This window comes from Nevskia sp. (genome assembly GCF_051860985.1).
Lineage (GTDB): Bacteria > Pseudomonadota > Gammaproteobacteria > Nevskiales > Nevskiaceae > Nevskia.
This window is the reverse complement of sequence record NZ_JBIMKV010000009.1, coordinates 1-13,364: the sequence shown is the minus strand read 5'-3', so window position 1 is coordinate 13,364 and position 13,364 is coordinate 1. Positions and strand designations below refer to the sequence as shown.

At 63.0% G+C, this 13,364-nt stretch carries 7 protein-coding genes and 1 pseudogene; all 8 read left to right on the top strand.

Going from position 1 to position 13,364, the window contains the following annotated elements; genetic code table 11:
* Window positions 1-219 precede the first annotated feature (219 nt).
* On the top strand, window positions 220-747 hold the full coding sequence (rplJ, locus tag ACTIGJ_RS10420; RefSeq protein WP_439640388.1) for a 50S ribosomal protein L10: 528 nt from the start codon (window positions 220-222) through the stop codon (window positions 745-747).
* Between the two features lie 102 nt (window positions 748-849).
* Complete coding sequence (rplL, locus tag ACTIGJ_RS10415) at window positions 850-1,230, top strand: 50S ribosomal protein L7/L12 (RefSeq protein WP_439640250.1); 381 nt, start codon at window positions 850-852, stop codon at window positions 1,228-1,230.
* Window positions 1,231-1,381: 151 nt separating this feature from the next.
* Window positions 1,382-5,533: a DNA-directed RNA polymerase subunit beta gene (rpoB, locus tag ACTIGJ_RS10410; protein WP_439640249.1), complete on the top strand. Its 4,152-nt coding sequence runs from the start codon at window positions 1,382-1,384 to the stop codon at window positions 5,531-5,533.
* 102 nt (window positions 5,534-5,635) lie between these two features.
* Window positions 5,636-9,898: a DNA-directed RNA polymerase subunit beta' gene (gene rpoC / locus ACTIGJ_RS10405; protein ID WP_439640248.1), complete on the top strand. Its 4,263-nt coding sequence runs from the start codon at window positions 5,636-5,638 to the stop codon at window positions 9,896-9,898.
* Between the two features lie 159 nt (window positions 9,899-10,057).
* On the top strand, window positions 10,058-10,465 hold the full coding sequence (rpsL, locus tag ACTIGJ_RS10400; RefSeq protein WP_439640387.1) for a 30S ribosomal protein S12: 408 nt from the start codon (window positions 10,058-10,060) through the stop codon (window positions 10,463-10,465).
* 99 nt (window positions 10,466-10,564) lie between these two features.
* Window positions 10,565-11,038, top strand: a complete 474-nt coding sequence (gene rpsG / locus ACTIGJ_RS10395; RefSeq protein ID WP_439640247.1) for a 30S ribosomal protein S7 — start codon at window positions 10,565-10,567, stop codon at window positions 11,036-11,038.
* A 104-nt stretch (window positions 11,039-11,142) separates the two neighbouring features.
* Window positions 11,143-13,239, top strand: a complete 2,097-nt coding sequence (gene fusA, locus ACTIGJ_RS10390) for an elongation factor G (protein ID WP_439640246.1) — start codon at window positions 11,143-11,145, stop codon at window positions 13,237-13,239.
* A gap of 48 nt (window positions 13,240-13,287) precedes the next feature.
* Window positions 13,288-13,364 (top strand): annotated as a pseudogene (locus ACTIGJ_RS10385) (GTP-binding protein); the annotation flags it as partial.

Genomic DNA, 13,364 nt, shown 5'->3' with positions numbered 1-13,364 from the left:
TGTCACAGAACTTGACAGTGTGGCCTCACCGCCACGCCGTCCAAGACCGTCAGTAGGGCCGGACCCGTCAAACGGCGAGGCAGGTTAAAGGTTCGCAAGAGCCGCTGACGCAGACGGCAAGTCTCCGAGATCCCGGTCGAGGAGGCGCCGTAAAACGCGAAATCCGTGGCAGCACGGGTTTCGATTTGCAACGTGGTAGTACCAGGAGGTTCGCGTCTAATGGCATTGCGTCTTGAAGACAAGAAGGCCCTGGTTGCGGAAGTGAATGAAGTGGCGTCACGCGCGCTGTCGGCCGTTGCGGCCGAATATCGCGGCCTGCCGGCCGGCAAGTTCGACATCCTGCGCAGCAAGGCCCGTGAGAACGGGATCTATCTGCACGTGGTCAAGAACACGCTGGCCAAGCGCGCTCTCGTCGGCACTCAGTTCGAGTGCATGGGCGATGCGCTGGTCGGACCGCTGGTCCTCGGATTTTCTCTGGAAGATCCGGGTGCCGTCGGTCGCGTGATCAAGGACTTCGCGAAGGACAACGACAAGCTGGTGGTCAAGGCGGTTTCGATCGGCGGGCAGCTGTACGGCTCGAAGGACATCGAACGTCTGGCTTCGCTGCCGTCCAAGGAGCAGGCGCTGGCCATGCTCATGGGCGTCATGAAGGCCCCGGTTTCGAAGTTCGTCCGGACGCTGGCCGAGCCGACTGCCAAGTTCGTGCGCACCGTGCAAGCGGTCGCCGACCAGAAGCAGGCTGCCTGAGTCGAGCCCTAGAGAAATTCTCTCGCCACAGTTTTTCCATTCACTTTCCCTCAATCGGGCAAGCGGTTTGGTTCACACACTAGTCAATCGAGGTTTTTAGAAATGGCACTTTCAAATCAGGAAATCCTTGACGCGATCGCCGAAAAGTCCGTCATGGACATCGTCGAGCTGGTCAAGATGATGGAAGAGAAGTTTGGCGTCTCGGCCGCTGCTGCGGTCGCCGTCGCCGCCCCGGCCGCCGGCGGCGCAGCTGCTGCTGCCGCTGTCGAGCAGACCGAATTCACCGTCGTCATGACGGCGTTCGGTGACAACAAGGTTAACGTGATCAAGGCTGTCCGCGAGATCACCGGCCTGGGTCTGAAGGAAGCGAAGGATCTGGTCGAAGCCGTCCCGGCGACGATCAAGGAAGGCATCCCGAAGGCGGACGCCGAAGCGATCAAGAAGAAGCTGGAAGAAGCGGGCGCCAAGGCGAACCTCAAGTAAGCCTTTGACGCACCCTTCACGCAGCACGCAGTAACCGGCGAGGGCTGGCCGCGCAAGCGGCCGGCCTTCTGCCGTTGCTGGTTGTCAGATTTCGCAATACCGCATTTGAATGTTCCGCGCGCCCAAAGCGTGCCACGACGAGGTAACACCGATGGCCTACTCGTTCACCGAGAAGAAGCGCATTCGCAAGGATTTCCGCAAGCAGTCGGAAACCCTGGCCGTGCCGTACCTGCTGGCGACGCAGCTCGATTCGTACCGGCACTTCCTGCAGGCCGAGACGCATCCCGCGCAACGCAAGGAAGCCGGTCTGCACGCGGCGTTCAAATCGGTGTTCCCGATGGTCAGCTACAACAACGCGGCGGCGCTGGAGTACGTGCGCTACCGCCTTGAGGAGCCGGTGTTCGACGAAAAGGAATGCCGCGTCCGCGGTCTGACCTTCGCGGCGCCGCTGAAGGTCACGACCCGCCTGGTGATCTACGACCGCGAATCGAAGGAAAAGCGCGTCAAGGACATCCGCGAGCAGGAGGTCTACATGGGCGAGGTTCCGCTCATGACCGACAACGGCACCTTCATCGTCAACGGCACCGAGCGCGTCGTCGTTTCTCAGCTGCACCGCTCGCCGGGCGTGTTCTTCGACCACGACAAGGGCAAGACCCACAGCTCGGGCAAGCTGCTGTACTCGGCCCGCATCATTCCGTACCGCGGTTCCTGGCTGGACTTCGAGTTCGACCCGAAGGACAACCTGTTCGTCCGCATCGATCGCCGGCGCAAGCTGCCGGCCACCATCCTCCTGCGCGCGCTCGGCTACAACAACGAGCAGATGCTGGAGATGTTCCATGAAATCAACACGTTCCAGCTCGCCGATGGCGGCGCGATGCTGGAACTGGTGCCGGAACGCCTGAAGGGCGAGAAGGCGCAGTTCGACATCCGCACCAGCGCCGACAAGGTGCTGGTCGAGGCCGGCAAGCTGATTACCGCCCGCCACATCAAGCTGATCCAGGAAGCCGGCGTCAAGCACCTGCAGGTGCCGGACGAATACCTGCTCGGCAAGATCATCTCGAAGGACCTGGTGTCGAAGGACACCGGCGAAGTCATCGCGCTGGCCAACACCGAAGTCACTGCCGACCTGCTGCCGAAGCTGCGCGCGGCCGGCGTGGTGGAGCTGCCGACGCTGTACGTCAACGACCTCGACAAGGGTGCCTACATCAGCACCACGATGAACATCGACCCGAGCCGAACTCGGCTCGAGGCGCTGGTCGAGATCTACCGCATGATGCGTCCCGGCGAGCCGCCGACGAAGGATGCCGCCGAAACGCTGTTCAACGGCCTGTTCTTCGCCAGCGAGCGCTACGACCTGTCGGGCGTCGGCCGCATGAAGTTCAACCGCCGCCTGCGTCGCAAGGAAGTGACCGGCCTCGGCGTGCTCTACGACTCCCAGTACTTCAAGTCCTTCGGCGATGCCGAGATGAAGAAGAAGCTGGCCGAGCTCGGCGATACCTCCGACATCGTCGATGTCGTGCGCGAGATGATCGCGATCCGCAACGGCGAGCAGATCACCGACGATATCGACCATCTCGGCAACCGCCGCATCCGTGCGGTCGGCGAAATGACCGAGAACGTTTTCCGTACCGGTCTGGTCCGCGTCGAGCGCGCCGTCCGCGAGCGTCTGGCGCTGGCCGAAGCCGAGAACCTGACGCCGCAGGACCTGATCAACGCCAAGCCGGTGGGTGCCGCGATCAAGGAGTTCTTCGGGTCCTCGCAGCTGTCGCAGTTCATGGACCAGAACAACCCGCTGTCGGAAGTCACGCACAAGCGTCGCGTGTCGGCCCTCGGCCCAGGCGGTCTGACCCGCGAGCGTGCCGGCTTCGAAGTCCGCGACGTGCATCCGACGCATTACGGCCGTGTCTGCCCGATCGAAACGCCGGAAGGCCCGAACATCGGTCTGATCAACTCGCTGGCCTGCTACGCGCGCACCAACGACTACGGCTTCCTGGAAACGCCGTACCGCAAGGTCGTCGACGGTGTGGTCAGCAGCGACATCGAGTACCTGTCGGCGATCGAAGAAGGCCGCTACGTGATCGCCCAGGCGAACTCGGAGCTGGACGCCAAGGGCCGCTTCAAGGCGGAACTGGCCTCGGTCCGTTACCAGAACGAATTCACGATGATGACGCCTGACAAGGTCCAGTACATGGACGTGTCGCCGCGCCAGATCGTGTCGGTTGCCGCCGCGATGATTCCGTTCCTGGAACACGACGACGCCAACCGCGCGCTGATGGGTTCGAACATGCAGCGCCAGGCGGTTCCGACCCTGCGTGCCGAAAAGCCGCTGGTCGGCACCGGCATGGAGCGCCGTGTCGCCATCGACTCCGGCGTGGCCTTCACCGCCAAGCGCGGTGGCGTGGTCGACAAGGTCGACGCCGCTCGTATCGTGGTTCGCGTCAACGATGACGAGACGGTGGCGGGCGAAGCCGGCGTCGACATCTACAACCTGATCAAGTACACGCGCTCGAACCAGAACACCTGCATCAACCAGAAGCCGCTGGTGCGGCCGGGCGACATCGTTGCCCGTGGCGATGTGCTGGCCGACGGTCCGTCGACCGATCTCGGCGAACTGGCCCTCGGCCAGAACATGCTGATCGCGTTCATGCCGTGGAACGGCTACAACTTCGAAGACTCCATCCTGCTGTCGGAGCGCGTCGTCGAGCAGGATCGCTTCACCACGATCCACATCGAAGAGCTGACCTGCGTCGCTCGCGAAACCAAGCTCGGGCCGGAAGAAATCACCGCCGACATCCCGAACGTCAACGAGGGCGCGCTGCGCAAGCTCGACGAGGCCGGCATCGTCTACATCGGCGCCGAAGTGAAGGCGGGCGACATCCTGTGCGGCAAGGTCACGCCGAAGGGTGAAACCCAGCTGACGCCGGAAGAAAAGCTGCTGCGCGCGATCTTCGGCGAGAAGGCGTCCGACGTGAAGGACACCGGCCTGCGGGTTCCGGCCGGCATGGACGGCACCGTCATCGACGTGCGCGTGTTTACTCGCGAAGGCGTGAAGAAGGACAAGCGCGCGCTGGCGATCGAAGAAGCCGAACTGGCCTCGGTCAAGAAGGACTTCGGTGACCAGCAGCGCATCTTCGAGGACGACATCTACGATCGTCTGAAGAAGCTGCTGGTGGGCAAGACCGCCGACGGCGGCCCGCTGAAGCTCAAGAAGGGCGAGAAGGTCACCGCCGACTACCTCGACGGCCTCGAGCGCGACAAGTGGTTCGAGATCCGCCTGCAGGACGACGAGACGCAGAACCAGCTGGAAACCGCAGCCCGGCAGCTGAAGGACCAGCGCGCCGAGTTCGACAAGAAGTACGAGAACAAGAAGCGCAAGATCCAGGCCGGTGACGAGCTGAGCCCGGGCGTGCTGAAGATGGTCAAGGTCTATCTGGCCGTGAAGCGCCGCGTGCAGCCGGGCGACAAGATGGCCGGCCGACACGGCAACAAGGGCGTGATCTCGCAGATCGTGCCGGTCGAGGACATGCCGCACATGGCGGATGGCACGCCGGTCGACATCGTGCTGAACCCGCTGGGCGTGCCGAGCCGCATGAACATCGGCCAGCTGCTGGAAGTCCATCTCGGCTGGGCCGCGAAGGGCATCGGCAAGAAGATTGAGGAGATGCTGACCCAGCAGAAGGCGGTCGCCGAGCTGCGCGTGTTCCTCGACAAGGCCTACAACAAGATCGGCAGCTACGAGCAGAAGGTCGACATCGACGCGCTGACCGATGCCGAGATCATCGCGCTGTCGAAGAACCTCGTGCACGGCATGCCGATGGCGACGCCGGTGTTCGACGGCGCTTCGGAAAGCGACATCAAGCAGATGCTGGAACTGGCGGGCCTGCCGAAGACCGGCCAGGCGCAGCTGATCGATGGCCGTACCGGCGACAACTTCGCCCGCCAGGTCACCGTCGGCTACATGTACATGCTGAAGCTGAACCACCTCGTCGACGACAAGATGCACGCCCGTTCGACCGGTCCGTACAGCCTCGTCACCCAGCAGCCGCTGGGCGGCAAGGCGCAGTTCGGCGGCCAGCGCTTCGGTGAAATGGAAGTCTGGGCGCTGGAAGCCTACGGCGCGGCGTACACGCTGCAGGAAATGCTGACCGTGAAGTCGGACGACACCAACGGCCGTACCCGCATGTACAAGGCGATCGTCGATGGCGATCACCGCATGCATGCCGGCATGCCGGAGTCGTTCAACGTGCTGGTCAAGGAAATCCGTTCGATCGGCCTCAACATCGAGCTCGAGCAGAACAACTGAGGCGACAGGTCGTAAGCCCGGAACGCGCTGCCGGAAGGCGCCGTTCCGGTCTGCAGTGATCAGCCTTCAAGCCTCAAGAATTGCGGTATTGCGGAGATAGACATGAAAGATTTCTTCAACCTGATGCGGGCCACCGAAGAGTTCGAAGACTTCGATGCCATCAAGATCAGCCTCGCCTCGCCGGAAACCGTCCGGTCGTGGTCGTTCGGTGAGGTGAAGAAGCCGGAAACCATCAACTACCGCACGTTCAAGCCGGAGCGTGACGGCCTGTTCTGCGCGAAGATCTTCGGGCCGATCAAGGACTACGAGTGCCTGTGCGGCAAGTACAAGCGCCTGAAGCACCGCGGCGTGGTCTGCGAGAAGTGCGGCGTCGAAGTGACCGTGGCCAAGGTCCGTCGCGAGCGCATGGGCCACATCGATCTGGCCTCGCCGGTCGCCCACATCTGGTTCCTGAAGTCGCTGCCGAGCCGTATCGGCCTGCTGCTCGACATGCCGCTGCGCGCGATCGAGCGCGTGCTGTATTTCGAGGCTCACATCGTCGTCGACGCCGGTCTGACCCCGCTGGAAAAGGGCACCCTGCTGACCGAAGAGGACTACCTCAACGCGGTCGAGAAGTACGGTGACGACTTCGACGCCCGCATGGGTGCCGAGGCGATCCGCGACCTGCTGAAGGCGATCGACCTGCAGAAGGAGACGCTGAAGCTGCGCGAGGAAATCGCCGCGACCGGCTCCGACACCAAGATCAAGAAGCTCGGCAAGCGCCTGAAGCTGATCGAGTACCTGATCGCCTCGAACAACAAGCCGGAATGGATGGTGTTCACGGTGCTGCCGGTGCTGCCGCCGGACCTGCGTCCGCTGGTGCCGCTCGATGGCGGCCGCTTCGCGACCTCCGATCTCAACGATCTGTATCGCCGCGTCATCAACCGCAATAACCGCCTCAAGCGCCTGCTCGAGCTGACCGCGCCGGACATCATCGTGCGCAACGAAAAGCGCATGCTGCAGGAGTCGGTTGACGCCCTGATCGACAACGGCCGCCGTGGCCGCGCGATCACCGGCACCAACAAGCGCGCGCTGAAGTCGCTTGCCGACATGATCAAGGGCAAGCAGGGCCGCTTCCGTCAGAACCTGCTCGGCAAGCGCGTCGATTACTCCGGCCGTTCGGTCATCGTGGTCGGCCCGACCTTGAAGCTGCACCAGTGCGGCCTGCCGAAGAAGATGGCGCTGGAGCTGTTCAAGCCGTTCGTGTTCTCGCGTCTGCAGCGTCTGGGTGTGGCCACGACGATCAAGGCCGCCAAGAAGATGGTCGAGCGCGAAGAGGCCCAAGTCTGGGACGTGCTTGAAGAGTGCATCAAGGAGCATCCGGTGCTGCTGAACCGCGCACCGACCCTGCATCGTCTCGGCATCCAGGCGTTCGAACCGCAACTGATCGAAGGCAAGGCCATCCAGCTGCATCCGCTGGTCTGCACGGCGTTCAACGCCGACTTCGACGGTGACCAGATGGCCGTGCACGTGCCGCTGTCGCTCGAAGCGCAGCTGGAAGCGCGCGTGCTGATGATGGCCTCGAACAACATCCTGTCGCCAGCCAACGGCGACCCGATCATCGTGCCGTCGCAGGACGTCGTGCTCGGCCTGTACTGGATGAGCCGCGACCGCGTCAACGCGCCGGGCGAAGGCATGACCTTCTCCGACATCTCCGAAGTGCATCGCGCCTATGAGTCCGGCCTGATCGACCTGCAGGCCAAGATCAAGGTCCGCATGCGCGATTACGTCGAGGACGGCGAGGGGGGCTACAAGGAAATTCGTCGCATCAACGACACCACCACCGGCCGTGCGCTGCTGTCGGAAATCCTGCCGGACGGCATCCCGTTCGCCCAGGTCAACCGCACGATGACCAAGAAGATCGTCTCGCAGACGATCAACTGGGTGTATCGCCGCGTCGGCATGAAGGACACCGTCGTGTTCGCCGATCAGCTGATGTACATGGGCTTCCGGATGTCGACCAAGGCCGGCATCTCGTTCTGCCTCGATGACATCATGGTGCCCGACGAGAAGGCGGGCATCCTGGCCGAAGCCGAGATCAAGGTTAAGGACATCGATGACCAGTACAGCCAGGGTCTGACCACCCAGTCCGAGCGCTACAACCACGTCGTCGACATCTGGTCGAAGGCCAATGACGACATCGCCAAGGCGATGATGGCGCGGATCGGCACCGAAGCGGTCGTCGACAGACAAGGCGACACCGTCCGCCAGACCTCGTTCAACTCGGTGTTCATGATGGCCGACTCCGGCGCGCGCGGTAGCGCTGCCCAGATTCGCCAGCTCGCCGGCATGCGCGGCCTGATGGCCAAGCCGGACGGCTCGATCATCGAGACGCCGATCACCGCGAACTTCCGCGAAGGTCTGAACGTCCTGCAGTACTTCATCTCGACGCACGGCGCGCGTAAGGGTCTGTCGGATACCGCGCTGAAGACCGCCAACTCCGGTTACCTGACCCGCCGTCTGGTCGACGTGGCGCAGGACGTGGTCGTTACCTCGCAGGATTGCGGCACCGAGCAGGGCGTGGTCATGCGCCCGATCGTCGAAGGTGGCGACATCCTCGAACCGCTGCGCGACCGCGTGCTCGGCCGCACCCTGCTGCGCGACGTGCACAAGCCGGGAACCGACGAAGTCGCGATTGAGGCCGGTACCCTGCTCGATGAAAAGCTGGTCAACAAGCTCGAAGACCTGTCGATCGACGAGGTCTGGGTCCGTTCGGCGATCACCTGCGAAATGCCGTTCGGCATCTGCGGCAAGTGCTATGGCCGCGATCTGGCCCGCGGCCACCTGGTCAACATCGGCGAGGCCGTCGGCGTCATCGCCGCCCAGTCGATCGGCGAGCCGGGTACCCAGCTGACGATGCGTACCTTCCACGTCGGCGGTGCCGCCTCGCGGTCGGCCTCGGCCGACGGCGTCGATGCCCGTGCCGCCGGCACGGCGCGCGAGCACAACCTGAAGACGGTGAAGAACAAGGACGGCAATCGCGTCACCGTGACTCGTACCGGTGAAATCGGTGTCGTCGATTCCCACGGTCGCGAGCGCGAGCGCTACAAGATTCCGTACGGCGCCGTGGTGCAGGTCAACGATGGCGACCCGGTCAAGGCCGGCCAGCGTCTGGCCCGCTGGGATGCGCATACGCACCCGATCATCACGGAAATCGCCGGCTTCGTGCAGTTCCAGGACTTCGAGGACGGCATCACCGTCACCCGCGAGACCGACGACATCACCGGCATGAGCACGCTGGTGATCACCGACCCGAAGACGCGCGGCATGGCCGGCAAGGATCTGCGGCCGGTGCTGGCGCTCGTCGATGCCAAGGGCAAGTCGTTGACCTTCCCGGGCACCGACATTCCGGCGTCGTACTCGCTGCCGCCGAAGGCGATCATCAACATCGAGGACGGTGCGGAAGTGAAGGTCGGCGACGTGGTCGCCCGTATTCCGCAGGAAGCCTCGAAGTCGCGTGACATCACCGGCGGTCTGCCGCGCGTTGCCGACCTGTTCGAAGCTCGCAAGCCGAAGGACCCGGCCGTGCTGGCCGAGGCCTCGGGCACCATCCGTTTCGGCACCGCCACCAAGGGCAAGCAGCGCCTGAAGGTCGTGCAGGCCGATGGCGAGGAAGTCGAGCAGCTGATTCCGAAGTGGACCCAGATCACTGTGTTCGAAGGCGAACACGTCGAGATGGGCGAGCAGATTTCCGACGGCGAGCCGAGCCCGCACGACATCCTGCGGCTGCAGGGCGTCACCGCGCTGGCCAACTACCTGGTCAAGGAAATCCAGGACGTCTACCGCCTGCAGGGCGTGAAGATCAACGACAAGCACATCGAGACGATCATTCGCCAGATGCTGCGCAAGGTGGAGATTGCCGATCCGGGCGATACCCGTTTCCTGCAGGGCGAACAGGCCGAAATCTTCCATGTTCACGCCGAGAACCGGAAGGTGAAGGGCGAGGGCGGCCGGGCGGCCAACTTCTACCGCCAGCTGCTCGGCATCACCAAGGCGTCCCTGTCGACCGAATCGTTCATCTCGGCGGCCTCGTTCCAGGAAACCACGCGTGTGCTCACCGAAGCTTCGGTGCGCGGCTCGCGCGACGAACTGCGCGGCCTGAAGGAAAACGTCATCGTCGGCCGACTGATTCCGGCCGGCACCGGTCTGGCGCATCACGAGCAGCGTCGCCGTGCCCGTGGCGGCAGCCTGCTGGCCGATCTGCAGAACGCCACCAGCTCGTCGCCGATCACCGACGTCTTCGAAGCGGTCCGCAGCGAGTCGACGCTGGCCGGTGGCCGCGACGACGGCGACGAGGACGAAGTCGAGTCGAACGACGAAGAGTGAGCAATACGGCCAGCGGAAGCCTGAACGCTTCCGCTGGCCCGCTGTACAGCATTGACTTAAGCCGGGCGCGCTCTTATGATTCGCGCCCTCGCGCGCAGACCGTCCATGGTCCGTGCGCCATCTCTTTCACATCTGGGCTTTTTGAAAGCGGGAATCACAGTGCCAACGATTAATCAGCTTGTTAAGACCGGTCGGACCTCCAAGCCCGCCAAGAACAAGGTTCCGGCACTTGAGGCCAGCCCGCAGAAGCGCGGCGTCTGCACTCGCGTGTACACGACCACTCCGAAAAAGCCCAACTCCGCACTCCGCAAGGTGGCGCGTGTTCGTCTGACCAACGGCTTCGAAGTCACCAGCTACATCGGCGGCGAAGGCCACAATCTGCAGGAACACTCGGTCGTCCTCATCCGCGGCGGCCGCGTCAAGGATCTTCCCGGTGTGCGCTACCACACCGTTCGCGGTGCGCTCGACGCCTCGGGTGTCGACAAGCGCCGTCAGGGCCGTTCGAAGTACGGCGCCAAGCGCCCGAAGGCCGGCGCCGCCGCGAAGACCGCCGGCAAGAAGAAGTAATCCCGGAGGGGCTGCGGCCATCCGCAGTTCCTTCATGTCACAACCCATTAGTTCCTGGCCATCAGCAACTAACCTTCGCAGCACGTACCGAGTCCATCAATGTCCCGTCGCCGCAGCCCAGAACGTCGCATCATCCTTCCCGATCCCAAGTTCAAGTCCGAACTGCTGACCAAGTTCATGAACATGGTGATGGAAGACGGCAAGAAGTCGGTTGCCGAAAAGATCCTGTACGGCGCGCTGGACCAGATCGCGGCGAAGAAGAAGACCGATGCCCCGCTGGCCGTGCTCGAAGCTGCATTCGACAACGTGCGCCCGAGCGTCGAAGTGAAGTCGCGTCGCGTCGGTGGTGCCACCTACCAGGTACCGGTCGAAGTGCGCGCCGTGCGCCGCACGACGCTGGCGATGCGCTGGCTGATCGACGCGGCCCGTTCGCGTGGCGAGAAGAGCATGGCCGATCGTCTTGCCGGCGAACTGCTGGATGCTTCCGAGCACCGCGGCGCCGCCGTCAAGAAGCGCGAAGACACTCACAAGATGGCGGAAGCCAACAAGGCCTTCGCGCATTTCCGCTGGTAAGCGGCTGTCGCCGGCTGACGGCGACGACCTGCTTCCCGCACTCCTATCTGTAATGAAGCCGCGCTAGATTTCGCGGCTTCGCTTTCAAAGACCTGAGGTTATCCGTGGCCCGTACTACGCCCATCGAGCGCTACCGCAACATCGGTATTTCCGCTCACATCGACGCCGGCAAGACGACGACGACCGAGCGCGTGCTGTTCTACACCGGCGTCAATCACAAGATTGGCGAAGTGCATGACGGCGCGGCGACGATGGACTGGATGGAGCAGGAGCAGGAGCGCGGCATCACCATCACGTCGGCAGCAACGACCTGCTTCTGGACCGGCATGGCCAAGCAGTTCGATCAGCACCGGATCAACATCATCGACACGCCTGGACACGTCGACTTCACGATCGAAGTGGAGCGTTCGATGCGCGTGCTCGACGGCGCCTGCATGCTGTACTGCGCGGTCGGCGGTGTGCAGCCGCAGTCGGAAACGGTGTGGCGCCAGGCCACCAAGTACAAGGTGCCGCGCATCGCGTTCGTCAATAAGATGGACCGTTCAGGCGCCAACTTCTTCAAGGTCGTCGACCAGATGAAGACCCGTCTGCGCGCGAACCCGGTTCCGCTGCAGATTCCGATTGGCGCTGAAGACAACTTCAGGGGCGTCGTCGATCTGATCAAGATGAAGGCCATCCTCTGGAACGAAGCCGACAAGGGCGTGACGTTCGAGTACGGCGACATTCCGGCCGAGTTGCAGAAGACTGCGGCCGAGTGGCACGAGAAGATGGTGGAAGCCGCTGCCGAGAGCAGCGACGAACTGATGAACAAGTACCTCGAAGGCGGCACGCTGACCGAGGAAGAGATCAAGGGCGGCATCCGCGCGCGGACCCTGAAGCTCGAGATCTTCCCGATGCTGTGCGGCTCGGCCTTCAAGAACAAGGGCGTGCAGGCGATGCTCGATGCTGTCATCGAGTATCTGCCGGCTCCGACGGACGTGCCGCCGGTCGAGGCGCACGACGTCGACGACTACGAAAAGATCATTGAGCGCAAGGCGGACGACGAGCAGCCGTTCTCTGCGCTCGGTTTCAAGATCATGACCGACCCGTTCGTCGGCACCCTGACCTTCATCCGCGTCTATTCGGGCGTGCTGAAGAAGGGCGACAGCGTCTACAACTCGCGCAGCGGCAAGCAGGAACGCATCGGCCGACTGGTGCAGATGCACGCGAACAATCGCGAGGAAATCGATGAAGTTCGTGCCGGCGATATCGCCGCTTGCGTCGGCCTGAAGGAGGTCTACACCGGTACCACGCTGGCTGCGACGAGCGCGCCGGTGGTGCTGGAGCGCATGGAATTCCCGGAGCCGGTGATTTCGCAGGCTGTCGAGCCGAAGACCAAGGTCGACCAGGAAAAGATGGGCATCGCGCTCAACCGCCTTGCCCAGGAAGATCCGTCGTTCCGTGTCCGCACCGACGAGGAAACGGGCCAGACCGTCATCGCCGGCATGGGCGAGCTGCATCTGGAAATCATCGTCGACCGCATGAAGCGCGAGTTCAAGGTCGAAGCCAACGTCGGTCCGCCGCAGGTGGCCTATCGCGAAACGCTGCGCCGGTCGGTGGAAGCCGAAGGCAAGTTCGTTCGCCAGTCCGGCGGTCGTGGCCAGTACGGTCACTGCTGGATCAAGATCGAGCCGCAGGAGCCGGGCGCCGGTTACGAGTTCGTCAACGGCATCGTCGGTGGTGTCGTGCCGAAGGAATATGTGCCGGCCATCGACAAGGGCATCGTCGAAGCGATGAAGAACGGTGTTGTTGCCGGTTACCCGGTGGTCGACATCAAGGTCACCGTGTTCGACGGCTCTTACCACGACGTTGACTCCAACGAAATGGCGTTCAAGGTCGCCGGCTCGATGGCCTTCAAGGAAGGCGCGAGCAAGGCCAGTCCGGTCATTCTCGAACCGATCATGGCGGTTGAAGTCGAAACGCCGGAAGACTATATGGGCGACGTCATGGGCGACTTGAACCGTCGCCGTGGCGTGATCCTCGGCATGGACGACGTCGGCGGCGTGAAGGCGCTGAAGGCGGAAGTGCCGCTTGCGGAAATGTTCCAGTACTCCACGACCTTGCGCTCGATGAGCCAGGGCCGTGCGACCTACACGATGGAATTCAAGAAGTACCAGGAAACCCCGGCAAACGTCGCGGCGGCTCTGGCCAAGAAGTCGTAATCCCCCACGCTGTACAGAACTTGAGTCGGATTTTCAGAGGATATTCAGATGGCAAAAGAGAAATTTGACCGTACCAAGCCGCACGTGAACGTGGGGACGATTGGTCACGTTGACCACGGCAAGAC